Raw genomic sequence first — 24,818 nt, 5'->3', positions numbered from 1 at the left:
CGCCCCTTCGTCACTGGAGCACCGCCAGCAGGTCGCCGCCCTGGACGGAGGCCTTGAGCGCCGGGACGACCTCCGCCACGGCGCCGGCGCGCGGGGCCCGCACCACCGTCTCCATCTTCATGGCCTCCAGGGTGACGAGCGGCGCGCCGGCCTCCACCGTGTCTCCCGCCTTGACGTGCAGGGTGATGACGGTGCCCGGCATGCTGGCCGCGACGTGATTGGGGTTGCCGCGGTCCGCCTGACGGCGCGTCTCCACGGTGGCGGCGCGGCCGCGGTCCCTCACCAGCACGGTGCGGTTGTGGCCGTTGAGGGCGAAGTAGACGGTGCGCACGCCCTCCTCATCCGGTTCGCCCACCGCGGACAGGCTGATGACCAGCGTCTTGCCGGGCTCCAGGTCCACCCAGATCTCCTGGCCCACCTCCATGCCGTAGAAGTAGTTGGGGGTGTCGAGGATGGACACGTCCTCGTAGCGGCCCAGGTCCTCCAGGTAGCCGGCCATGACCCGCGGATAGAGCGCGCTGGAGAGGGCGTCCACGCGGGTGAGGGCGTGGCCCGTCTTCGCGGAGAGCTCCCGTTGGAGCGCGTCCAGGTCCAGCGGCGGCATGCTGGCGGAGGGCCGTCCCTCCACGCGGGGCAGGCCCTTGAGGACGGCGGCGCGCAGGTCCTCCGGGAAGCCGTTGGGCGGCTGGCCCAGCTCGCCCCGGAAGTAGCCCACCACGCTGGTGGGGAAGTCCAGGCGCGGCGCCTGCTCAATGAGCTTCTGGCGCGTGAGCGCGGCCGCCTCCGCCAGCGTGGAGGCGCGCACCGTGAGGTCGTTCTTGAGCAGGAAGATGGCGAAGTCACCCACCATCTTCGACGAGGGCGTCACCTTGGGGATGTCCCCCACCAGGACATTCACCAACGCGAAGGCGTCCTTCACGTCGTTCCACCGGGCCAGCAGGCCCAGCTCCGCCACCTGGGGGCGGAGGTTGGAGTACTGACCGCCGGGAATCTCGTGGTAGTACACCTCGCTGGTGGTGCTCTTGAGGCCGGCCTCGAAGGGGGCGTAGTACTCGCGCACGTCCTCCCAGTAGTTGGCCAGCGGCTGCAGGCGCGCGTTGGCCAGGCCCGTCTCGCGCGGGTGGCCGCGCAGCGCGCTGACCAGGGCGTTGAGGCTGGGCTGGCTCGTCAGGCCCGCCATGCTGCCCAGCGCCACGTCCACCACGTGCACGCCCTGTTCAATGGCCTCCAGGTAGCTGGCGATGCCGTTGCCGGACGTGTCGTGCATGTGCAGGTGGATGGGCAGCCGCGTCACCTCGCGCAGCCGCTGCACCAGCATGGCCGCGGCGCGCGGGCGCAGCAGGCCGGCCATGTCCTTGATGCAGAGGAAGTGCGCGCCGGCGTCCTCGATGCGCCGGGCCAGGTCCGCGTAGTAGTCCAGCGTGTACTTCGTGCGCTTGGGGTTGGCGACGTCGCCGGTGTAGCAGATGGCCACCTCCGCCACCTTGCCCGTCGTCAGGACGCGGCGGATGGAGACCTCCATGCTGCCCAAGTCATTGAGGCTGTCGAAGATGCGGAACACGTCCACGCCCGCCTCGGCCGCCTCGTCGATGAAGGCCTCCACCACGTTGTCCGGGTAGCTGGTGTAGCCCACGGCGTTGGCGCCGCGCAGGAGCATCTGCTGGAGCAGGTTGGGCGCGGCGGCCTTGAGCGCGCGCAGGCGGGCCCAGGGGTCCTCGTTGAGGAAGCGGTACGCGGTGTCGAAGGTGGCGCCGCCCCAGCTCTCCAGGCTGAACAGCTCCGAGGCCAGGTGCGCGGTGGCGGGCGCCACGCGGAGGAGGTCCCGGGTGCGCATGCGCGTGGCCAGCAGGGACTGGTGCGCGTCCCGCATGGTGGTGTCCGTCAGCAGCACGCGCTGCTGCGACAGCACCCAGTCCGCCAGGCCGCGCGGGCCCTGCTCCGCCAGGATCTGCGCGGTGCCGCGGGGCACGGGGCCCGGCGGCGTCACCGGCAGCCGGGGCTCCAGGAACTGCGTGGGCTTGAGCCGCTGCGCCTTCTTGATGGTGGGGTGCCCGTTGACGATGACGTCGCCCAGGTACTGGAGCAGCTTGCTGGCCCGGTCCCGGCGGGGCTCGAGCTGGAACAGCTCCGGCGTCTCGTCGATGAAGCGGGTGTACGTCTCGCCCTGCTGGAAGGCGGGGTGGGCCAGCACGTTCTCCAGGAAGGGCAGGTTCGTCTTCACGCCGCGGATGCGGAACTCGCGCAGGGCGCGCTGGCCCTTCATCACCGCGCCCTGGAAGGTGGGCGCGTAGGCGATGACCTTCACCAGCATGGAGTCGTAGTAGGGGGAGATGACGGCGTTGGTGTAGCCGTTGGAGCCGTCCAGGCGGATGCCGAAGCCGGTGGCCGCGCGCCAGGCGGTGATGATGCCCGCGTCGGGCATGAACTGGTTGGCGGGGTCCTCGGTGGTGACGCGGAGCTGCACCGCGAAGCCGCGCGGCACCACGTCCTCCTGCCGGGCAATGCCCACCTCCGGCGCGTCCAGCCGGTAGCCCTCCGCGACGCGGAGCTGGCTCTGCACCAGGTCCACCCCCGTCACCTGCTCGGTGACGGTGTGCTCCACCTGGAGGCGGGCGTTGCACTCGATGAAGTAGAAGGCGTCGCCCGCCACCAGGAACTCGGCGGTGCCGGCGCTGGTGTAGCCCGCCTCGCGCGCCAGCCGCACGGCCGCCTCGCAGATGGCCTCCTTCACCGCCGGGGCCAGGTTGGGGGCCGGCGCGATTTCAATGACCTTCTGGTGGCGCCGCTGCACCGAGCAGTCCCGCTCATGCAGGTGGACGAGGTTGCCGTGCAGGTCGCCGAGGAGCTGCACCTCGATGTGCCGCACCCGCTCCAGGAAGCGCTCCAGGAACACCGCCGAGGAGCCGAAGGCGCTCTGCGCCTCCGAGCGCGCGGAGGCCAGCGCGGCCTCCAGCGCCGTCGCCTCGCGCACCACGCGCATGCCCCGGCCGCCGCCGCCGTGCGCCGCCTTCACCAGGATGGGGCCGCCGTGCTTCGCGAAGAAGCCCTGGGCCTGGGCCAGCACGTCCGCGTCGCTGCCCTCCAGCGTCACGCCCGGCACCACCGGGACGCCGCACGCCTCCGCGAGCCGCTTGGCGGCCACCTTGTCGCCCATGGTGCGGACCACGTCCGAGCGCGGGCCGATGAAGCGGATGCCGCGCCGCTCGCAGGCCTCCGCGAAGGCGGCGTTCTCCGACAGGAAGCCGTAGCCGGGGTGGATGGCGTCCACGCCGGCCTTCTGGGCCACGTCGAGGATTTCGTCGATGCCCAGGTAGGCCTCCACGGGCCGCTTGCCCCGGCCCACGAGGTACGCCTCGTCGGCCTTGTGGCGGTGCTCGTGGGTGCGGTCCTCGTCGCTGTAGATGGCGACGGTGCGGATGCCCAGCTCGTTGCAGGCGCGGAAGACGCGGATGGCGATCTCCCCGCGGTTGGCGCAGAGGACCTTCTGGATGGGACGCAGCGGCACAGGTTCCATGCGCCGGCTGTAGGCACCCCCAGCGCTCCGGGGCAACGCCTGCCGGGGCGAACGTCCGATTCAGGGCGCGGCGCGACAGGCGCGCCGCGCCCGTGCGTCAGGTGCTGGACTGGGACGTCTGGGCCGCGGGCTGCGGGCCGGCGGCCGTCTCCTCGTAATCCAGGTCCCGGTGGAAGGTCTCCTCCAGGCGGGTGAGGGCCAGCAGCGCCAGGCCGAAGCAGACGCTGCCGACGATGATGGCCGCGGTGGACACCGACACCTCGCCCTTGAGGTAGGCGAAGCCGCTGGCCGCGAGCGCCGCCGAGCCGCGCACGAAGTTGGGCACGGTGGTGGCGACGGTGCCGCGGATGTTGGTGCCGAACTGCTCGGCGGCCATCGTCACGAGCACGGCCCAGTAGCCCACGGTGATGCCAATGAGGAAGCTCAGCCCGTACACCATGGTGCTGGTGAGGCCGGGGGTGAGGCCGTAGACGAGCATCAGCACGAAGCCCGCGGTGAGGTTGAGCGCCACCAGGCGCTTGCGGCTCTTGAGCCACTGGCTGAAGACACCCGCGAGCAGATCACCCAGCGTCAGGCCAATGGAGCCATAGAGGATGGCGTTGCCGGCCGTCACGGTGCCCTGGACGTTGAGGCCCGCGGTGAGCTCCGGCGCGAAGGTGAAGAGGATGCCCGTGGTGAAGTAGATGGGCACGCCGATGAGGATGCAGCAGATGTACTTGAGGAACCGGCCGCCGGTGAGCAGCAGCAGCGGGTTGGCGCGCGACGGGTCCGTCTTCTTCTGGAACAGCTCCGACTCCGACACCTTGAAGCGCGCGAAGAGCAGCGCGATGCCCATGAAGCCGCCGGTGAGGTAGGCCGTCTTCCAGTGCATGTGCTGGCCCAGGAAGGCCGCGGCGACGATGCCCAGCATGCCCAGCGTGGCGACGATGGTGGTCCCCAGGCCGCGCTTCTCCTTGGGCAGCGACTCCGCCACCAGGGTGATGGCCGCGCCCAGCTCACCCGCGAGCCCCACGCCGCCCAGGAAGCGGAAGACGGCGTAGCTGGTGACGTCCCAGGCGAAGGCGTTGGCCAGGTTCGCGAAGGAGTAGAGCAGGATGGAGCCGAACATCACCGACAGCCGCCCGCGCTTGTCCGCGAGCACGCCCCACAGCAGGCCGCCCACCATCATGCCCACCATCTGGGCGTTGTAGATGAGCAGGCCGCTCTGGAGGATGTCGGCCGGGTCGGTGATGCCGATGTCCTTGAGCGACGCGACGCGCACCACGCCGAACAACGTGATGTCGAAGAGGTCGACGAAGTAGCCGAGCCCTGCCACCAGCACGGTCAGGTTGAGGACCGAGCGGAGCTCTCTCAGGAATTTCATGCGCCGATTAACGGACTTTGGCGCGCGGGGAGCAAGCGCCCCGCGCATGACGCACTGCATGAACCTGAATTCACCTTCAGGCCATGGCCTGGGCGAGCGCCTGCTCGATCTGGGAGAGGCCGTAGGGCTTGGGCAGGAGGACCGCGCCGTCGAGCGTCCCCGAGCCGCCGGTGTCCACGTGGGTGCCGTGGCCGGAGGCGATGATGACGCGCAGGCGGGGCAGCTTCTGGACGGCGTGCAGGGCCAGCTCGATGCCGGACTGGCCGGGCAGGCTCACGTCGGTGAACATGAGCTCGAAGGCGTTTGAGTCCAGGAGGGGGATGGCCTCCTCCGCGCTGATGACGGCCGTCACGGTGTGGCCCAGCGTCTCCAGCAGCTCGCAGGCGGGGAGCCGGATGTTCTCGTCGTCCTCCACCAGGAGGATGCGCAGCGCGGGCGCCTTCACTCGCGCGGGCGGCGGCGGCGTGGGGCGGGCCTGGGGGGCCTCGCGCGCGGTGATGCGCTGCTGCCGGGCGGCGAGGAGCTGACGGATCTTCCGCGCCAGGTCCTCGCGGCGGTAGGGCTTGCTCAGCAGTTGGACGCCCGGGTCCAGCCGTCCGCCGTGGACGATGGCGTTCTCCGTGTAGCCGGACGTGAAGAGCACCTCCAGGTCCGGGTAGAGCGCCTTGGCCTTGCGCGCCAGCTCCGGGCTGCGGACCGGCCCGGGCATCACCACGTCCGTGAAGAGCAGGTCGATGGGGATGCCGCTCTGGACGACGGCGAGCGCGCTCTGACCGTCGGAGGCCTTGAGCACGCGGTAGCCCAGCTCCGTCAGCATCTCCACGGCGGTGGCGCGCACCTCGGCGTCGTCCTCGACGACGAGCAGCGTCTCGGTGCCGCCTTCGACCTGCTCGGGGACGACCTCGGCGCGAGGCAGCTCCGCCTGGAGCGAGCGGGGGAGGTAGATCTTGATGGTCGTCCCGTGGCCGACCTCGCTGTAGATCTTGATGTGGCCGCCCGTCTGCTTGACGAAGCCGTACACCATGCTGAGGCCCAGGCCCGTGCCGCGGCCCTCCGGCTTGGTGGTGAAGAACGGCTCGAAGGCGCGCTCCATCACCTCGGGCCGCATGCCGCAGCCGGTGTCGGAGATGGCCAGCATGACGTGCTGGCCCGGCACCACGTCCGGGTGGAGCTGGGCGTAGTGGTCATCCAGCATGGCGTTGCCGGCCTCGACGGTCAGCTTGCCTTCACCGTCCATGGCGTCGCGCGCGTTGATGGCCAGGTTGAGGATGACGTTCTCGAGCTGGTTGGGGTCGGCGAAGGCGTTCCACAGTCCGCCGCCGATGATGGTCTCCAGCGCCACGTCCTCACCGAGCGCGCGGCGCAGCAGCTCGTCCATGCCGCGCACCAGGCGGCCCAGGTTGATGACGGTGGGGTTGAGCGGCTGGCGCCGGGCGAAGGCGAGGAGCTGGGATGCGAGCCGGGCCCCGCGCTCCACCGCGCCCACCGCCGTGGTGAGCCGGCGCTGGGCCTGGGCGTTGTCGCCCACGTCCCGCATCAGGAGCTGGAGGTTGCCGCTGATGACCTGGAGCAGGTTGTTGAAGTCGTGCGCCACGCCGCCCGTGAGCTTGCCCACCGCTTCCATCTTCTGGGCCTGCCGGAGGGCCGCCTCCGTCTGGCGCCGCTCGGCCTCGCTCTCCTCCAGCGCGCGGGTGCGCTCCTGGACGAGCTCCTCCAGGTGGTCCTTGTACTGGCGCAGCTCGTCCTGGGCGCGCTTCTGCTCGGTGATGTCGTGGCCCTGGACGAAGATGCCGGAGATGGCGCCGGACGGCTCGATGATGGGTTGATACACGAGGTCGACGTAGCTCTCCGCCAGGGTGTCGTCCGGCGTCCGCTGCAGGAGGACCTTCAGGCCGTAACCGACGAAGGCCTTGCCCGTGGTGAAGACGCGGTCGAGCAGCTCGAAGTACCCCTGGCCGTCCACTTCGGGGAGGGCGTGCCGGATGGGCTTGCCCACGATGTCCCGGTGTCCGACGAGCTGCATGTACGCCCCATTGGCCAGCTCGAAGACGTGCTCCCGGCCGCGCAGGAAGCACATGAAGCCGGGGGCCTGCTCGAACAGGCGGCGGAGGTGGCGTCGCTCCGCGTCCAGGTTCAGGTTCTCCGCCTGGACCTGCTGCGCCCGCTGGAAGACGCCCGCTTCCAGTTGCGAGGACAGCGCCGCGTCAGCGCCGTCCGTCCCAGTCACAGGCTGGGCGGCTTGCTTGAGCCGCTGGAGCTCCGTGACGTCGACGGTGTGCTGGAGGATGTAGGTCACCTCGCCCGCAGCATTGAACAGCGGGATGTGGGTGGCGCTCCAGTAGCGGAAGGCGGTGATGACCCCCGCGTCCGTCTGCATGGGGACCCGGTAGGGAATCAGCGCGAGGGTGTCCGGCGCCCGGGTCGCGAGGACCCGGAGGAACGAGTCCCGGAGCTGCAGGGCGTTGGCGTTGTTGGGATCCCCGGGGTCGTTCGGGAAGGCCTCGAAGATGTTCCGCCCCAGCAGCTCGTCCAGCCTGCTGGCCGTGACGCGCAGGTACGCCGCGTTGGCCGCGACGTAGCGGAGCTCCCGGTCGAGCAGCATGTAGGGGTTGGGGGAGGCGTCGAAGAGCGTCTTGAAGTCGATGGTGTCGTGCATCGTGCGGCGAGGCTCCTCACCCTGGGGCGGCGGGGCGCGCCAGCGGGGGCAGGGCTTGCAACCCTTGACCGGTCTGTGGCCTGGACGCCATTCCCTCCGACGCCAGGTCGGCGACTTTGTCGCACAGGCGACATCCCCAGGGCCTCTTTTTGGAGTGACGTCAACCACCATCCAGGGCGCCGATGTTCCTGGTTCCGCGCATATGGATGTGCAGTGCCTACATGAACGAGTCTTCAGTGAGTCCTGCGTGTCCGCCTGGTGAAGCGCTCAACCCGCGAGCTTGGGAACGTGCGGCAGGATGGAGGCTCGCTGGCGGGCAATGCCTACATGAACGCGTCATCAGTGGTTTTTCGCGTGGATGTCGCCTTTGCTGCCGCGGCGCCTGGCGGGCAATGCCTACATGAACGCGTCATCAGTGGTTTTTAGCGTGGATGACGCGAGCCGTCGCGCGCGGCCCCGGCGCGCTGATGGGGCCATGTCTGTTTGATACCGCGAGCCCAAGAGTAGATAATGTATTCAATTGTCTGTGATTGAATTGCGAAACACAGGCGCAATGTCTGTGATTGCGTCTGTGTTTCATGAGACACGCAAGGCCCCGGGCGCATCCGGGGCCTCGAGCGGTGCGGCGGAAGCTACGCGCCAGCGCGCTGACGGTTCAGCCGGTCGTAGTGACGGTAGCCCAGCTTGTCGAGCGCGCTCGCGGGGGCCAGTCCGATGTCCACGAGCGTCTTGATGTCATATGTCCCCGCGAGCACGGGCGGCGCGTAGTTCCGGATGGCGTCCGGGCCGCGGAACTTCTCCAGCGGGAAGAGCACGGTGTTGGTGTGCACGTGCATGAAGTGCGCGGCGGACTGGCGCTGCCAGCCGGGCACGCCGGGGGCGGTGATGACGTGCGGCGTGGCGAGGAAGGTGCCGCCCGTGAGGATTTCAAGCTGCTGGCCCACCTGGGCGACGACGCAGCCCGCTGGCGCCGTGCCGCGCACCTGGAGGCCGTTCGGGGCCTCCGGCGTCGCGCGGGTGCGCAGGTAGAGGCCGCTCTTGTTGTCGGGGCCGGGGGCGGGGCTGCCCGCCGGGTCCAGGAAGCGGCCGCCGGGGAGCAGCGTCAGCAGGTTGAAGTCGGTGTGCTCCTCGCCCCAGACGATGTCCGTGTTCACCTGCGCGTCGGTGAGCGGCAGGTACTGGAGCGCGCGGGTGACGTGGGCGCCGCGGTCGCACAGGTCCACGAACGTGGACTCCGACAGGCCCAGGGCCACCGCGGAGCCGCGAAGCAGCTTCAGGCCCGCCTCGTGGAGCGAGCGGCCCAGCGTCATGATGCCGTCCTCGAAGTAGGGCGGTGCGTCCTTGGGCCACACGTTCTCCGGGTACAGCTCCGGGAACTCCAACGCGGACTGCGGGTCGTTGGGGTAGGGCGCGACGAAGTAGCACTCCTTGAAGTCCGGCTGGCCGTTGGAGGCGACGGCGACCTCGGTGTTCGGAGGCGTCCAGCCGCGCTGGTACCAGATGTCCGCGCGGCCGTAGGGCTTCTTCTCCTCGGCGGGCCGGGCGATGAACGCCGCGAACGCGTCATAGAAGCGGTTCAGCGCCTGGGTGTCGATGCCGTGGTTCTTCACGTACACGAGACCGAAGACGCCAAAGGCCTCGCGGATCGCCGAGGCGGCGCGCTCGACGCGAGCGGAGTCATCCGACGCGAGGTCGGCGAGGTCGACAGTGGGGATGTTCAGCGAAGCGGTCTCGGCCATGATGGGGCCCAGGTGTACCGCTCCCCGGGAATAAATGGGAGGCCCTGCTGCTCTGTGGCGTCCCTCCGGGGTGGGTTGGGTGCGGCAAAACCCGGATCCCCGGCCCATGGGCACTCCCAGCGCAAAATCTGCGCTTCCCCCCAGCGTGGCCTGGGGGTGGGGGTTATCGTCCGCCGCCCGCCGTCGAGAGGTCGCTCCCCGTGAAGAAGCTCGTGTCCGCCTGGTTCCGCATCCCCTTCTGGCAGCGTGTCCTGGGGGCGTTCGTGCTCGGCGCCGTGGCCGGGTGGCTCGTGGGGGAGCCGGCCGGGCCCTGGTTCCAGCCGCTGGGCACGCTCTACGTCAACCTCATCAAGATGATCGCCACGCCGCTGGTGTTCTTCGCGGTCATCAACGCGGTGGCGGCGCTCCACGGGCAGAAGAGCATGGCGGTGCTCGGCGGCAAGACGTTCCTCTGGTTCGCCATCACCGCGGCGCTGGCGGTGGGCGTGGGCCTGGGCGTCGCCGCGCTGCTGCGCCCCGGGGAAGGCGTGGGCCAGCTCATGGCCTCGGAGTCCTTCAAGCCCAAGGACGTGCCCGGCCCGGTGCAGGTGCTGCTGGACGTGGTGCCCACCAACCCGTTCGCCGCGCTGGCGAATGGGAAGATCCTCCAGGTCATCTTCTTCGCCGGCCTGCTGGGCTTCGCGCTGGTCAAGCTGGGAGAGAAGACGGCGCGGCTGCGGGAGCTGGTCCGCGAGGCCAGCGACGCGATGATTCAAGTCACGCGCTTCGTGCTGGAGCTCACGCCGCTGGGGACCTTCGGGCTGATCGCCGCGCTGGTGGGCACCTACGGCTTCGAGCGCCTGCTGCCGCTGGGCAAGCTCGTGCTGGCGCTGTACGTGGCGTGCGCGCTGCACATCGTCTTCGTGTATGGCGGGCTGCTGCTGACGCATGGGCTCAACCCGCTGCGCTTCTTCCGCGGCGCCGCCCCGGGCATGCAGGTGGCCTTCGTCAGCGCGTCCAGCTTCGCGTCCATGCCGGTGGCCCTGCGCTCGGTGACGCACAACCTGGGCGTCAACAAGGACTACGCGGCCTTCGCCGTGCCGCTGGGCGCCAGCATCAAGATGGACGGCTGCGGCGCCATCTACCCGGCCATCGCGTCGCTGTTCGTCGCGCAGTACTTCAACCTGGACCTCTCCGCGTCGCAGTACTTCATCATCCTGTTGGCGTCGGTGCTGGGCAGCTTCGGCACCGCGGGCGTGCCCGGGACGGCGGTGGTCATGGCCACGGTGGTGCTCAGCTCCGCGGGCCTGCCGCTGGAGGGCCTGGGCTACCTGCTGGCCATCGACCGCATCCTCGACATGATGCGCACGCTGACGAACGTCACCGGGCAGATGCTGGTGCCGGTGCTGGTGGCGCGCGAGGAGGGCCTGCTCGACACCGCCGTGTACAACCGCGCCTCCACCGCCGTCGCGCTGGAGGAGAACGCCGTGAAGGCGGATTGAGCCGCCTCGGTCCGGGAGGCACGCCCGTGTGGGCTCGCCAACGGGCCCCTCCCTGACTTGGAGTAGCGGACAGGCCGTGAGGTCCGTCCTATCGCCCTGAATCGCCGCTCCGCCAGGTGCGGGCCGGTGCCTGCCTGGGCGGTGAATGGGCCTCTTTCTGGGAGACGGGCAGAGCATCGTCGCCCAGAACATGGGCGCCCGGCCGCCCCCGTCGCTGTATGGCGAGGCGCATTCGCATCCCGAGCATGGCGCGCCGATGCCCGTGGACGCGGGGGAGGGCGCTCGCGCGCTCCGCCTGGAACTCCCGCCGCCGCGTGTGTTTCATGGCGCTCCTGGTTTCTTCGCGCCGCTTCGGCCTCGTGACCTGGCGGGAAGCGACCGCGCGCGCTGGCAATGTCCGTCGCCGGGCCGGGCCGCGCGCAGTGCCTCCAAGGCGTGTCGTCCGCTGCCCAGCGGGCATCTTCCCGCTCCGAAGAGTCGGGCAGGCGCGGGCCAGACCGTGTCTGGCTCCGAGTTCGGTGACATCGGGATGCGCACGAGCGCGTGGCCGCCGCGTCCGTCGGCCGCCAGCGCCCGGGCCCTCATCGCGCGGCTCACCTGCGCTGAGCGAAGGAGCCGTCGCAGTGGGCGCCCCCTCCGTGGTGTCGCCTCGACGGAGCCCTCTCGCCGGGGGGCGGAGCCGGTCCCGGCGCTCGCTGTTCGAGAATGTCGGGGGTTTGGCGCCGCGAAATGTCCCGACATTTCCCAACAGCGAGCTCCTCAAGTGCGCCCCGGCCCCCCTGGCGTCTCGCCTCATGGCGCCCGTGATTCGCTGACGTCGACGCGCGCCCGGCACGTGTGGGCGGCCAGCGCCGCTCAGACGACCCGCTGACCAGGATTAAGGAAGCGGCGGCCCCTTCACGCAACGGCCTCCGCCTGTCCGCTTCATCCACACGCCGCCATGAGACGCACGGCAGCTCAGTCCTCGCCGTCGGGCCCCAGCCGGGGCTCGTAGGGGCCGCCGGCGGGGTGGTGTTCCTCCAGGTCGTTCTGGTGCGTGCGCTCCCACAGGGGCAGGCCGGCGCGGAAGGCGGCCTGGGCGATGAGCAGCGCGGCCACCGGCGTCATGACGAACACGAAGGCGATGGCCAGCACCGCCCGGGCCACCACGCTGAGGTCGCCCAGCCCCAGCGCGGCCGCGCCCATCAGCAGGCCCACGCCCAACGACGAGGCCTTCGCGGCGGACTGGAGGCGCAGGAACAGATCCGGCATGCGGAACAGGCCCAGCCCGGCCAGGAGCATCAGCAGCGCCCCGGAGACCAGCATCACCGCGGTGAGGAAGTCCTTCATCGGTGGCCCTTTCCCGCGCTGTAGAGGTACCTCGCGATGACGAGCGTGCCCATGGAGCCGATGACGGCCAGCACCAGCGCCACGTCCACCAGCTCCGGCTGCCCGACCCACAGGGCATAGACGGTGATGACCGCCGCCGTCTGGAGTGAGAAGAGGTCCAGCGCCACCACCCGGTCCGTCAGCGACGGCCCGCGGACCAGGCGGTGCAGGGAGAACAGCATCGCGATGGAGATGGCGCCCAGGGTGCCCTCGGTGATGACGTGCAGCCAGCCGCTCATCGCAGTGCCCTCAGCAGGGGAATCTCCACGCGCTCGCGGAGGTCCCGGCAGAACGCCTCCCGGGTGGAGGCGAACATCACGTGGACGTAGAGGGCCTTGCGGTCCTCGGAGATCTCCAGCCCCACCGTGCCGGGCGCGAAGGTGACGATGAGCGTCAGCAGGGTGATCTCCGCGTCCGTCCGCGCCTCCATGTCATAGCGGTAGATGGCCGGCCGGGAGATGAGCCTCGGCGTGGCGATTTCATAGGCCACCCGCGCGTTGGCCACCAGGACGTCCCAGGCGACGCGCGCCACCAGCCGCGCCACGTTCCACGTCTGCGTGGCATAGCGCGAGGGCAGGTGGGGCGTGTCGATGAAGGCCAGGAGGATGAAGCCAATCACGAACCCCGTGAGGAGGTTCGCCGGGGTGACGCTCCCCAGCATCGCCGCCCAGAGGAGCGCCAGCATCAGGTTCCAGAGGAGCGCGGTCATGGTTGCTCCCCCAGCACCGCCCGCACGTACTCGGTGGGGTCCAGGAGCTGGCCCGCCGCCGCGTCCGCCAGCTCGAAGAGCGGCTCGGCGCCCACGCCCAGGACGACCATGAAGGTGGTCATCGCCATGCAGGGCCCGAGCACGCCGTCCCCCAGGCTCAGCGGCCGGTTCGGCTCCTGGGGCTGGTTCTCCGGCGGCGCCTTCCAGAAGGCCTCGCGCCAGATCTTCATCATGGAGAAGAGGGTGAGCAGGCCCACGGCCACCGCCGTCCCCGCGACGGCCCAGTGCTCCGCCCGCAGCGCGGCCTGGATGACGGCCAGCTTGGCGAAGAAGCCGGAGAAGGGGGGCACCCCCGCCAGCGACAGCGCGGGGATGAAGAACAGCGCGGCCAGCAGGGGCTGCGTCCGGTAGAGGTTGCCCATCTGGTGCAGATCGTAGGTGCGGGTGACGCGCGCGGTGGCCCCGCTCACGAGGAAGAGCGCCGACTTCGCGAAGATGTAGTGGATGAGGAAGGCGATGAGCGCCGTCAGCGCGCCCCGGGTGAGCAGCCCCAGGGCGGCGATGAGGTAGCCAATCTGGCTGATGATGTGGAAGGACAGCAGCCGGCGCATGTCGTACTGCGCCACCGCGCCCAGCACGCCCGTCACCATGGTGAGCCCGCCCATCACCCGCAGCAGCGTGCCGGTGAGCTCCAGGTCCTGGGTGAAGACGAGCGTGAAGACGCGGGCCAGGGCGTAGACGCCGACCTTGGTGAGCAGCGCGGAGAACAGCGTCGTCACCGCCGCCGGGGGCGTGTGGTACGAGGCCGGCAGCCAGAAGAAGAGGGGAAAGGCCCCGGCCTTCAGCGCGAAGGCCACCAGGAAGAACATGGACACGGCCGACATCAGCCTCGGCGTGCCCAGGCCCGGCGCCCGGACGGACAGGTCCGCCAGGTTCAGCGTGCCCGCCACGCCGTACAAGAGCCCCACGGCGCACAGCAGCACCACCGAGCCCATCAGGCTCAGCGACATGTACTTGATGCTCGCCTCGAGCTGCTCCTGCCGGGCCTCCAGCGCGAGCAGCACGAAGGAGGCGCCCAGCATGACCTCGATCCACACGAAGAGGTTGAAGAGGTCGCCGGTGAGGAACGCGCCGCACACGCCCCCCACCAGCACCAGCACCAGCGGGTAGTAGGCGCCCGCCTCGCGTGACGCCGGGAGCGTGGCCGCGGAGTAGGACACCACCGTGAGCCCCATCAGCCCGGTGACGAGCACCAGCAGGGCGCTCAGCAGGTCCGCGACCAGGGTGATGCCGAAGGGCGCGGCCCAGCCGCCCACCTGCATCGCCTGGACGCCCTGGCGGCGCACCGTCACCAGGAGCATGGCGCCCACCGCGGTGACGGCCACCATGGTCATCAACGCCAGCCAGCGGCGCGGCCACGCGCGGGACGGGGTGAGCTGCCCCGCGGCCGCGGCGCCCAGGCACAGGATCATGGGCAGGCTGAGCAGCGCGGTGGCCGTCATTGCTGGGAGTCCTTCAGCTCGGTGCGCAGGGCGCGCGTGTCATCCGTGTCCGTCTCCTGCGCGGTGCGGTGCACCAGCACCAGCAGCAGCGCGAGGAGGCCGAAGTTGATGACGATGGCGGTGAGGATGAAGGCCTGCGGCAGCGGGTCCGCGAAGGGGCCGGTGAGCGCCTGCTGGCCCTCGGGCACCAGGGGCGCGAAGCCGCGCTGCAGGCCGTTGACGGTGAACAGCAGCAGGTTGGTGGCGCTGCCCAGGAGCACCAGCCCCAGCGCGAGCCGGACGACGCTGTGGAGCATCAGGCAGTACAGCCCCGCCGCGAAGAGGCCCCCCACCGTGAGCGCGAGGAACAGCTCCATGCCTAGCTCCTCGGCTCCAGCGCGGTGGTGTCCTCGCCCCGGGCCATGCCCAGGATGAAGGACATCGCCGTGCCCAGGACGGCCAGGTAGACGCCCACGTCGAAGAGCTGGGGCGTGCCCACCTTCAGGCCGTCCGTCCAGGGCAGGGGCACGCGGGCCCAGAGGCCGGAGAGGAAGGCGCGGCCCTCCAGCATCGCGGGGAGGCCGCTGGCCAGCGTGAGCAGGAGCCCCGCCGCCGCCAGCCGGGTGGGGTGCACCCGCAGCTGTCTGCGCGCGGCTGGCCGGCCGAAGGCCACCATCTGCAGCGCGAACGCGGTCGCCGCCATCAGGCCCCCGACGAAGCCTCCACCGGGGATGTCATGGCCGCGCGCGGCCAGCACCAGGGACAAGAGCAGCAGCACCGGCGTCATCATCCGCGCCACGGTGTGCATCACCACGGGGTTCATGCCTGCCTCTTCTTTCGCTGCGAGCGCGTGCGGAACAGGAGATAGACACCCAGTCCCGACGTCGCCAGCACGGTGGTCTCCCCCAGGGTGTCCAGCGCCCGGAAGTCCACGAGGATGACGTTGACGATGTTCAGCCCCTGCCCACCGGGCACGCTTCGCGACGCATAGAAATCCGCCAGCCGCCGGTGCGAGGGCCCCGAGGCGACGTGGAGCAATATCCAGGTGATGAGCCCGCCCACCGCCAGGGGCAGCGCCGCGGTCCACCAGCGGAAGCGGTGCTGGTGGGGGTTGACGGGGAAGCGCGCGAAGACGAGCGCGAACAGGATGACGGTGAGCGTCTGCACCACGACCTGCGTCATGGCCAGGTCCGGCGCGCCGAAGAACACGTACAGCAGCGCCTCCGCCAGCCCCAGCGCCCCCAGCGCCATGATGGAGGACAGCGCCGAGCGCGACACCACGGCCAGCACCGCCGATACCAGGATGCCCACCAGGACGACCACCTCATAGGGCAGCACGTCCATGGCCACGCCCCGGGGCCATTCCCGCAGCCGCAGGACCACCGCGAGCGCCAGCAGCCCGCCGAAGGTGGCCATGGTGACGACGATGTACTGGTGCAGCGAGCCGTTCTGGAGCACCCGCGTCATGGACGAGGACAGCTTCAGCAGGCCGCTCAGGGACGCCTGGTAGAAGCGCTCCGGGCCGTGGCTGGAGAGGTTCATCGCCCGCAGCCCCTTCAACACGGGCTCGCGCGCCGCGAAGAGGCCGCCGCCCAACAGCAGGCTCCCCGCGCTCAGGCCCAGCGCGGGCGTCAGGCCGTGCCACAGCGTCAGCTTCAGGCCCGCCGCCTGGCCGCCGCCAATGTCCGCCGCCGCGATGGCCAGCAGGGGCTGGATGGCCCAGGGCACCAGGCCCAGCGCCAGCCCCGTGGTGGCCAGCAGCGCGGGCCCCAGCCACATGGACGGGGGCGCCTCGTGGACCTCGGACTCGGGCTTGCCGGCGCGGAACGTCTTGCCCGCGAAGGGCTGCACGCCCACGCGCAGCGCCGCGGCCACCATGCCGCCAAAGCCCACCATCGCGCCCAGCGCCAGGGGCCAGCCTCCCGGGCCCTTCAGGCAGGCCTCGTAGATGAGCTCCTTGCCCACGAAGCCGAAGAGCGGGGGGATGCCCATCATGGACAGGGCGGCCACGGCGGCCGCGGCGGCGGTGAGCGGCAGGTGCTTGCGCAGGCCTCCCAGGTGCGTCACGTCCCGCGTGCCCGTCTCGTGGTCCACCGAGCCGGCCACGAGGAACAGCGTGCCCTTGTAGAGCGCGTGCGCGGTGAGGAACGTCACCATGGCCTGGATGGCCACCGCGGTGCCCTGCCCGAGCAGCATCACCAGCGCGCCCAGGACGCTCACCGTCGCGTAGGCCAGCACCAGCTTGAGGTCGGTGTGGCCCAGCGCCAGCAGGGCGCCCAGCACCATCGTCACGGCGCCGACCCCGGTCAGGATCGTCTCCCAGGCCGGCGTCCCCCCCAACGCCGGCGCCATCCGCGCGAGCAGGAACACGCCGGCCTTCACCATGGTGGCGGAGTGCAGGTACGCGCTCACCGGCGTGGGCGCCGTCATGGCGCCGGGGAGCCAGGTGTGGAACGGCATCTGCGCGGACTTGGTGAAGGCGCCGCCCAGCACCAGCAGCAGGATGGCCAGGTAGCGCGGGCTGCCCTTCAGGGTGTCCGCGGCGGCGAGGGTGGCGGAGATGGACAGCGTGCCCAGCACGTCCCCCATCAGCAGCAGCCCCACCAGCAGGGACTGTCCGCCCAGGGCGGTGATGAGCAGCGCCCGCTGCGCGGACTCGCGGGCGGCGTCCTCCTTGTGCTCGAAGCCGATGAGGATGAACGAGCTGAACGTCGTCACCTCCCAGCACACGAAGAGCAGCAGCGTGTTGTCGGCGAGGACGAGGCCCAGCATCCCGCCCATGAAGAGCAGCAGCCAGCCATAGAAGCGGCCCAGCACCTCATGGTGGACCAGGTAGCGCCCCGCGTAGATGACCACCAGCGTGCCCAGGCCGGTGATGAGCAGGGCCATCAGCAGGGCCAGCCCGTCCAGCCGCAGCGCGAAGTCGATGCCCAGGTCCGGCATCCACGGCACGCTCACCGCGGGCACCCCGCCTCCGACCACGGCGGGCACCTGCGCGCCGAACCACACCGCCAGCCCCGCCGGGAACAGGGCGAGCACCCAACCGGCCCAGGACTGGGACAGCCGGGTGATCAGCACGGCCAGCGCCGCGGCGATGAACGGAACGAAGAAGGCGATGCACAGGGCCATGGGCGCGGCCCAGCAGGCCATTGCCCGAGTGCCACCTCCAGGCTTCTTCCTTGCACGCAGCGCGAGGGGGCCAGTGGTGGACATTCCCGTGTCCCGCCCTGGCGGGAAGTGTCCACCAGTGCCCGCGCGCCGCCCCGGCCGCTGGACGGGCGGCTGGAAGCCGCGTCGCGGGCGGTGGTGGCCCTGCGCCATCCACCCGCTCGACGCCGCCCCGGGGTGGCGGCAAGTCCTGCCCCGTGGACGCGCTCCCGCTCAGGGCGTATGCGGCTGGAACGGCCGGGCGTCTGGCGGCAGCTCCAGGGTGAAGGTCGTCCCAGTCGCTTCGTCACTCTGGAGCGTGACCCTGCCTCCGTGGGCTTGCGCACACCCCCAGACGAGCGTCAGTCCGAGCCCCCAGCCCGCGGCGGGGCCCGCGTGCGCGGACTGCGTCCGGGAGAAGGGCTTGAAGATCCGCTCCTGATCCTCGGGCGCGATGACGGAGCAGAAGTTGTGGACGGACGCTCGCGCCCGGTCGCCGTCCCGCTTGACGGTGAAGGTGATGGGCTCCGTGGGGGAGCCGTACTTGAGGGCGTTGCTGCCCAGGTTCCAGAGGGCGCGGCGGAGCTCCTCCGCGCTCCAGATTCCCCGGACGCGCTCCTCCGCCAGGAGAATGAAGCGCTCGCCATGAAGCGCCGTCAGCTCTTCAAAAACCTCCCGCGCGATGATGCCCAGGTCACACGTATCGAGTCGAAGCGGGAGCCGCTGGCCTGCCCGGATGCGGTTCGCGTCGAGCAGGTCCCGCACCATCTGGTCGGTGCGCTCGATGTTCTGATCGATGCGCAGCGCCAGGTTACGTCGCTGGTCCAGACGCTCGGGGTGCCGCATGAGGAGCTGGGCCCCTGACTTCGCCGCCGACAGCGGCCCGCGAAGGTCATGGGCGAGGACGGACACGAAGCGCTCGCGGAGCGCGCGTTCGGCCTGCAATGCCTCAATCTTCTCTCGTAGTTCCGCGTACAGCTTGGCGTTGTCCAGGTGGACAATCAGTTGTTGTCCCAGCGACAGGAGTCGCTCCTTCTCCCGGGCGGTGAAGTCCCGGACCTCGGCGAGGCCGACGTAGACGAAGCCCACCAGCGCGCGGTGAAGGGGGAGCCGGACGCCGAACAGCGTGTTCAACCCGTGCTGGCGAAGCGTGGGGCTCACCTCGAGCGGCGCCGTCGCCTCATCCGAGACCGAGCGGGTCTCCTCGCCCCCCGCGCCAACCTTTCGGAGAAGGGAGCAGGGGCGCATCGAGGTCGCGTGCTGCTCCAGGTGCTCGCTCGCCAGTCCCGCCGCGGCCGCCGTTACGAGCTTTTCTCCCTCGGCTTCATACAGGAGCACGGCCGCGCTCTGCGCCCCCATGGCCTCGATGAGCAACGCGAGGATTTCCTTCAAGAGGTCACGCAGGGACGTCGGCTCCTCCTCCAGGATGGCCTCGCTGGTCACCTTCTGGAGGAGCCGCATGTAGCGCTTTTCCGTCTGCTCATCCTCGTTCAGGTGCCGGCTGAAGCGCTCCGTCACGACGGTTGAAGCGGCATGCAGGCCGGTGAAGAGCCGCTCGACGTCAAGGGCGCTGGGACGGGCTTCAGTCGGAGCGTTCAACCACATGCTGGTGATGCACCGCCCCAGGATGGCGAACTCCTCGATGACCTCCGCCACGTTGAAGCCCTGCCGGAGGCGGGCGGCCACATGGCTCTCGACGTGCGCCTGCCGGACGCTGGCCAGCGTGCCAGGTGCCCCTTCCTCGTCGGCGAGCGAGGCCAGGTAGGTGGGCATGACGTTCTTGAACTCGGGCCCGTCCAGCCCCCGGGCGGAGGCGGCGCGGGACGCCTCCTCGGTCCAACGCCGGATGATTTCGTCCTGATGCCGGCGGATGACACCCGCAACGCTCGCCATCGCGATACCCCATTTGGGAAGCTGGACATCGCCAGGCACGTCCCGCATGAGAGGGCGCTCGACGTGGCAGGCTCGATGTATCAACCCGCCAGGGACGCCCCGGGCTTGCGCCTGGAAGAAAACGTTCGGTCGCGTCTGGCTCCTGGCCGCAGGTCGGGGAGGCGGGCGGGTGCCTGCTCCATGCCATTCCCTGGAGGAAACGCTAGCGCAGCACCCGGAGCGGGAAGCTCAACGGCCGGCCATCGGAGGCGAGGGTGTGGTTCGCGATGGCCTCCGCCGCGCCGAGCCCCCGACGCTGCGCCTGGAAGGTCGCCTGCGGATTGCGCGCGGAGGCCTTGCCGCCTTCGAAGAGGGCGAAGCGGGCCGACACCGCGCCCACCGTGGTCAGCACGTCCGCCGCCACCCGCGCCCATCGACGACGCCGGGGCAGCAGGTCCAGCACCAGCCCGGCCACGGCGCAGGCCTTCGACGTCCGCCACAGCGCGCCCGACACGCCCTCCCGCAGCGGCCGGGCCACCTCCGTGACGCGCTCCGCGTCCCGCTCCACCGCGAGCCCGGCGGCCAGTGACGCCACCTTGCCCGCCAGGCCGAAAGCGCGCAGCACGCGGGCTTCGTGGCGTGCATGGGGCAGCAGGGAGAGCAGGCTCCCCGCCGCCGCCGTCGCCGAGGCCATGAAGAACAGGGGCAGGGTGCGGTGCATGGACTGCCACAGCGGGACGGCGGTGTTGGTGAGCAGCACCGCCGTGTACCCCGACAACGGCAGCCCCAGCACGGCGGCCCCGGCCCCCGCCGCCCGGCCCACTTTGCCCGGCACGCCGCGCCGGTGGCTCAGCAGGAGCGCCAGGGTGTTGAGCCCGCCCGAGCCCGCCAGCACCCACGAGCCGATGCTCATGGGCGACGTCGGACGGAAGACGCGCAGCATGTTGAGGAAGCGCGCAGGCCGGCCCAGGTCGTAGGTGAGCAGCCCCGCGCTCACCAGGTCGCCCGCGGTGCCCACCCAGAGGCAGCGCCGGGCGAGCTGGCGCAGGCGGCGTCCCCCCGCCAGCTCCACCGCGAGCCCGAGGACGCTCGTCGCGCCCGCCACGCCGCCCACGTAGAGGTACGTGGGGATCGCGGCGATCCACACCGGCTCCTTGATGACGGGCAGGCCGTGGTAGCTCGGCGACGCCGGTGACGCCGCGAGGGAAGGGCGGATGCCCGGCGCGCGCTCCAGCGTCTTCACGCGCTGCTGCGCCCCTTCACCCGTGAGCACCCCCAGGGTGGGGTCCACGTTGCGTCCATCGGCCCGGCGCTGGAGCTGGTCCAGCAGCGACGCCGTGGGCTCGTGCGGCGAGCTCATCGGCGTGCCTCCTCGCCGAGCCACACCGCGCCCAGCGCCACAGCGGCCATGCCCAGCGCGCCCAGCGCCACGGCCGTCCAGGACTCCTTCGCCTTCATCGTGGGCACCACGGGGTCGGGCGGCAGGTTGTAGACCTCCGGCCGGTCCACCAGCAGGAAGAAGGCGTTGAGGCCCCCCGTCCCTGGCTGGTTCGCCGCGTCCTTCCCGTACAGGTACGCGTCCTTCAGCCCCCGCGCGTGCAGGCTCTGGACGCGGGCCTCGGCGCGCGCGTGCAGGGCCTCCAGGTCGCCATAGACAATGGACTCGGTGGGGCACGCCTTGGCGCACGCGGGCGTCAGGCCTTCCCCCAGCCGGTCGTAGCAGAGCGTGCACTTCCAGGCCCGGCCATCGTCCTCGCGGCGCGCCACGACGCCGAAGGGGCAGGCCGCCACGCAGTAGCCGCAGCCGTTGCACACGTCGGGCTGCACGTAGACGGTGTCGAACTCGGTGCGGATGATGGCGCCGGTGGGACAGGCCTCCAGGCACGCCGCGCGCTGGCAGTGCTTGCAGACGTCCGACAGCATCAGCCACGAGAAGTCCGCGATGGCCGTGGACACGCCGGGCAGGGGCACCGGCCGCTCGACGAAGGCGACGTGGCGCCACGTCGACGCGCCCAGCGCCCCCGTGTTGTCATAGGACATGCCGGTGAAGTGGAAGCCGTCGTCGGGCAACTGGTTCCATTGCTTGCACGCGACCTCGCAGGCCTTGCAGCCGATGCAGACCGTGGTGTCGGTGAAGAAGCCCTTCTGTCCCATGGCCTATGCGTCCTCCGTCTCCGGCTCCTGCGTCGTGGCGTGCGAGACGTCCCCCAGGAAGGGGCTGTCGCGGTGCAGCCGGGGCAGTCCCGGAGGGAGCGCGGGCTGCGTGGCCCCGGTGGCGGCGCGAGCGCGGGTGGCCTGCCGTCCCGCGACGATGTCGCAGGTGAGCGCCTTGGACTCCTGAATCTCCACGTTGGGGTCCGCCACGAAGGGGGTGAGCTCGTTGGCGCCGTCCGCCCGCAGGCGGCCCGTCACGCCCCAGTGATACGGAATGCCGACCTGGTGCACCCACGTCCCGTTGAGCTTCAGCGTCGGGATGCGCTGGGTGACGAGCACCCGGCACTCCAGGTCCCCCCGCGCCGTGCGCAGCGTCGCCCAGCCGCCGTTCGTCAGGCCCCGCTCGCGGGCCAGCTCGGGGGAGACTTCGCAGAACGGTTCGGGTTGCAGCTCACTGAGCCAGGACAGCCAGCGGCTCATGCCTCCCGCCGTGTGGTGCTCCGTGAGGCGGTAGGTGGTGAGCACGAAGGGGAAGCGTGGGTCATCCCAGGCGCGGTGGTACGGGTTGCCGCGCCGGCGCCACTCCCGCCGCGCCGGGTTGCACTGCTGGCCGTAGAGCGCGTTGCGCACGGGCGACTCCATGGGCTCGTAGTGCGTGGGCAGGGGCCCATCCATCAGGCCGCTGGGCGCGAAGAGCCAGGCCCGGCCGTCCGCCAGCATCAGGAACGGGTCGGTGCCCGAATGCGCGTCCATGCCCCGGGCCTCCGGCGTCGGCCGGTAGCCCGGTGGCCGGTCCACGATGAAGTCCGGCACGTCCTCGCCGGTCCACCGCGCGCTGGCCGCGTCCCACCACACGTACTTCTTGCGGGCGCTCCAGGGCCGGCCCTCCGGGTCCGCCGAGGCGCGGTTGTAGAGGATGCGGCGGTTGGCCGGCCAGGCCCAGGCCCACTCCGGCGCCACCCAGGTCTGCTCGCGCCCCGGCTTGCGCCGCGCGGTCTGGTTGACGCCGTCGGCGCGGCAGCCGGAGTAGATCCAACAGCCGCAGGCCGTGGAGCCATCGTCCTTCAGCTCCGCGAAGCCGCTCACGGGTGCGCCGTCCGCCACGCGGTAGCCGTTGATTTCGTGGAGCACGGCCTCCGCGTCCGGCTCGTTGTCGCGGCCGACGGTGGGGTAGTCCCACGTGAGGTCCTGGAGGGGCCGGTCCTTCTCCTCGCGCGAAGCGGCGTAGCGCGCCTTCAGCCGGCGGCCCAGGTGGTACATGAAGTGGAGCTCGCTGCGCGCGTCCCCCGGTGGCTCCACCGCCTTGTGGTGCCACTGGAGCATCCGCTGCGTGTTGGTGAACGAGCCGTCCTTCTCCGTGTGCGCGGCGGCGGGGAAGAAGAAGACCTCCGTGCGGATGTCCTCCGTCGTCACGTCGCCGCGCTGGATTTCCGGGGCGGTGCGCCAGAACTCGGCGGTTTCAATGAGCGTGAGGTCGCGGACCACCAGCCAGTCGAGCTGGCGCAGCCCCTCCCGCTGGAGCGCGCCGTTCATGGAGCCCACCGCCGGGTTCTCCCCCATGACGAAGTAGCCCTTCACCCGGCCATCCACCATGTCCGCCACCGTCTGCATGTGCGAGTGGTTGCCGGTGAGGCGGGGCAGGTGGCTGAAGCGGTAGTGGTTCTCCGCCGTCGCCGCGTCGCCGAACCAGGCCTTGAGCAGGGAGACGATGTACTTCGGGAAGTGGTGCCACCACCCCGTCTTGGACTGGTGGTCGGAGATGTACTCGTCGAGCACGCCCGAGTGCTCGCAGTACGGCATGGGGATGTAGCCGGGCAGCAGGTTGAACAGGGTGGGGATGTCCGTGGAGCCCTGGATGGAGGCGTGCCCCCGCAGGGCGAGGATGCCGCCCCCGGGCCGCCCGATGTTGCCCAGCAGGAGCTGGAGGATGGTCGCCGTGCGGATGTACTGCACGCCCACGGAGTGCTGCGTCCATCCCACCGCGTAGCAGAAGGCGCTGGTGCGCTCGCGGCCGGAGTTGGCGCACAGCGCCTCCGCCACCTGGAGGAACTGCGCCTCGGGGACGCCGCACACCTTGGCGACGATGGCCGGGGTGTAGCGCTGGTAGTGGCGGCGCAGCACCTGGAAGACGCAGCGGGGATGCTGGAGCGTGAGGTCCCTGGGGGCCTCGAAGGGCGGCAGGGCGCCCGTCTCCCCGCGCGCGCCGGCGCCGGCCGTGGCGAAGACCTCCTTGTGGCCCGCGGCGGGGATGGCGCCCGTCGCCCCTTCGTACTGCCAGGTGGCGGAGTCATATTCGTTGCGCTCGCGCTGGTAGCCGCTGAAGAGGCCGTCCAGGTCCTCCGCGTCCTGGTAGTCCTCCCGCAGGATGTTGGCGGCGTTGGTGTAGTGGACGACGTACTCGCGGAAGTAGCGCTCGTTCTCCAGCACGTAGCGGATGAGGCCGCCCAGGAACGCGATGTCCGAACCGGCGCGCAGCGGGACGTGCAGGTCCGCCATCGCGCTGGTGCGCGTGAAGCGCGGATCCACATGGATGACGGTGGCGCCCCGTTGCTTCGCCTCCATGACCCACTGGAAGCCCACGGGGTGGCACTCGGCCATGTTGGAGCCCTGGATGACGATGCAGTCAGCGTTCGCCAGGTCCTGCTGGAAGGTCGTGGCCCCGCCACGCCCGAGCGTGATGCCCAGACCGGGCACCGTGGAGGAGTGTCATATTCGAGCCTGGTTCTCCACCTGCACGATGCCCAGCGCGGTGAAGAGCTTCTTGATGAGGTAGTTCTCCTCGTTGTCCAGCGTGGCGCCGCCCAGGTGGGCGATGCCCAGCGTGCGCCGGACGTCGTGGCCGTGGGCGTCGGTGGCCTCCCAGGTGGCGTCGCGGGTCTGCTTCACGCGGTCGGCCACCATGTCCATGGCCTGCTCCAGCGGGATGCGCTCCCAGGCCGTGCCGCCCGGCCGCCGGTACAGCACGTCCTTCACGCGGTGGGTGCCGGTGACGAGCTGGAAGGTGGCCGAGCCCTTGGGACACAGGCGCCCGCGCGACACCGGCGAGTCCGCGTCCCCTTCGATGTCCAGGATGCGCCCGTCCTGGACGTGGACGTCCTGACCGCAGCCCACGGCGCAGTAGGGACAGACGGACTTCACGACGCGGTCGGCCCGGGCCGTGCGCGGCGCCAGGGTGCGGCTGCGCTCCGACATCGCGCTCTCACCCAGCGCCAGGGCGTCCCCGGCCTTGAGTTGCCGCAGCAGGGGCCATTGGCCGAGCCAGTCGAAGAGTCCCATCCCGCACCTCCCGGGTGATGCACGGTCTGCCTGGGGAAGATGGGGACTCCGGGCGCTG

General features: G+C 70.7%; 16 protein-coding genes. 1 reads left to right on the top strand and 15 read right to left on the bottom strand.

The annotated features are described in order from the left end of the window. Window positions 1–10: 10 nt before the first annotated feature. The 4 genes from MYMAC_RS19250 to MYMAC_RS19235 form a co-directional block, all read right to left on the bottom strand. A complete protein-coding gene (locus MYMAC_RS19250; protein ID WP_095959130.1) occupies window positions 11–3,514 on the bottom strand; it encodes a pyruvate carboxylase in 3,504 nt (1,167 codons plus the stop codon). A gap of 97 nt (window positions 3,515–3,611) precedes the next feature. Continuing rightward, window positions 3,612–4,877: an MFS transporter gene (locus MYMAC_RS19245; protein ID WP_095959129.1), complete on the bottom strand. Its 1,266-nt coding sequence runs from the start codon at window positions 4,875–4,877 to the stop codon at window positions 3,612–3,614. A 76-nt stretch (window positions 4,878–4,953) separates the two neighbouring features. Next, a complete protein-coding gene (locus MYMAC_RS19240; protein WP_095959128.1) occupies window positions 4,954–7,533 on the bottom strand; it encodes a response regulator in 2,580 nt (859 codons plus the stop codon). Between the two features lie 632 nt (window positions 7,534–8,165). After that, entirely contained in the window at window positions 8,166–9,272 is a 1,107-nt protein-coding gene (locus MYMAC_RS19235) for an isopenicillin N synthase family dioxygenase (RefSeq protein WP_013940507.1), read from the bottom strand. Window positions 9,273–9,472: 200 nt separating this feature from the next. Here MYMAC_RS19235 and MYMAC_RS19230 point away from each other — a divergent pair, with 200 nt between their 5' ends. Continuing rightward, on the top strand, window positions 9,473–10,753 hold the full coding sequence (locus MYMAC_RS19230; protein ID WP_095959127.1) for a dicarboxylate/amino acid:cation symporter: 1,281 nt from the start codon (window positions 9,473–9,475) through the stop codon (window positions 10,751–10,753). Between the two features lie 957 nt (window positions 10,754–11,710). On the opposite strand, the gene mnhG is transcribed toward MYMAC_RS19230, so the two are convergent. The 11 genes from mnhG to fdh form a co-directional block, all read right to left on the bottom strand. Beyond that, on the bottom strand, window positions 11,711–12,082 hold the full coding sequence (gene mnhG / locus MYMAC_RS19220; RefSeq protein ID WP_013940493.1) for a monovalent cation/H(+) antiporter subunit G: 372 nt from the start codon (window positions 12,080–12,082) through the stop codon (window positions 11,711–11,713). Next, window positions 12,079–12,360 carry an MrpF/PhaF family protein gene (locus tag MYMAC_RS19215; protein ID WP_013940492.1) on the bottom strand — a complete coding sequence of 94 codons (282 nt, stop codon included), beginning with the start codon at window positions 12,358–12,360 and terminating at the stop codon, window positions 12,079–12,081. Before MYMAC_RS19215 ends, mnhG begins: the two co-directional genes overlap by 4 nt. After that, window positions 12,357–12,830, bottom strand: coding sequence for a Na+/H+ antiporter subunit E (locus MYMAC_RS19210; protein WP_013940491.1), 474 nt, complete (start codon window positions 12,828–12,830; stop codon window positions 12,357–12,359). The genes MYMAC_RS19215 and MYMAC_RS19210 overlap by 4 nt, the downstream gene beginning before the upstream one ends. Continuing rightward, window positions 12,827–14,332, bottom strand: a complete 1,506-nt coding sequence (locus MYMAC_RS19205; RefSeq protein WP_095959125.1) for a proton-conducting transporter transmembrane domain-containing protein — start codon at window positions 14,330–14,332, stop codon at window positions 12,827–12,829. The genes MYMAC_RS19210 and MYMAC_RS19205 overlap by 4 nt, the downstream gene beginning before the upstream one ends. Then, the gene (locus MYMAC_RS19200) at window positions 14,329–14,688 is read right to left on the bottom strand and encodes an NADH-quinone oxidoreductase subunit K (RefSeq protein WP_013940489.1); all 360 of its coding nucleotides are present in this window, start codon (window positions 14,686–14,688) and stop codon (window positions 14,329–14,331) included. The genes MYMAC_RS19205 and MYMAC_RS19200 overlap by 4 nt, the downstream gene beginning before the upstream one ends. A 2-nt stretch (window positions 14,689–14,690) precedes the next feature. Further along, a complete protein-coding gene (locus MYMAC_RS19195) occupies window positions 14,691–15,134 on the bottom strand; it encodes a Na+/H+ antiporter subunit B (RefSeq protein WP_013940488.1) in 444 nt (147 codons plus the stop codon). Beyond that, window positions 15,131–17,461, bottom strand: a complete 2,331-nt coding sequence (mbhE, locus tag MYMAC_RS19190; protein WP_095959124.1) for a hydrogen gas-evolving membrane-bound hydrogenase subunit E — start codon at window positions 17,459–17,461, stop codon at window positions 15,131–15,133. The genes MYMAC_RS19195 and mbhE overlap by 4 nt, the downstream gene beginning before the upstream one ends. Before the next feature lie 231 nt (window positions 17,462–17,692). Then, window positions 17,693–19,351 (bottom strand): sensor histidine kinase, encoded by a 1,659-nt coding sequence (locus MYMAC_RS19185; protein ID WP_095959123.1) that lies wholly within the window; start codon window positions 19,349–19,351, stop codon window positions 17,693–17,695. 202 nt (window positions 19,352–19,553) lie between these two features. After that, entirely contained in the window at window positions 19,554–20,690 is a 1,137-nt protein-coding gene (gene nrfD, locus MYMAC_RS19180) for an NrfD/PsrC family molybdoenzyme membrane anchor subunit (protein ID WP_095959122.1), read from the bottom strand. Continuing rightward, entirely contained in the window at window positions 20,687–21,484 is a 798-nt protein-coding gene (locus tag MYMAC_RS19175) for a 4Fe-4S dicluster domain-containing protein (RefSeq protein WP_095959121.1), read from the bottom strand. Before MYMAC_RS19175 ends, nrfD begins: the two co-directional genes overlap by 4 nt. 3 nt (window positions 21,485–21,487) lie before the next feature. Next, on the bottom strand, window positions 21,488–24,760 hold the full coding sequence (gene fdh, locus MYMAC_RS19170; RefSeq protein ID WP_204816802.1) for a formate dehydrogenase: 3,273 nt from the start codon (window positions 24,758–24,760) through the stop codon (window positions 21,488–21,490). Window positions 24,761–24,818: the final 58 nt, after the last annotated feature.

Origin of the sequence: Corallococcus macrosporus DSM 14697 (assembly GCF_002305895.1) — a bacterium.
GTDB classification, from domain to species: Bacteria; Myxococcota; Myxococcia; order Myxococcales; family Myxococcaceae; genus Myxococcus; species Myxococcus macrosporus.
Note: the sequence above shows the minus strand (reverse complement) of the source record. Positions and strands in the feature narration are given on the sequence as shown.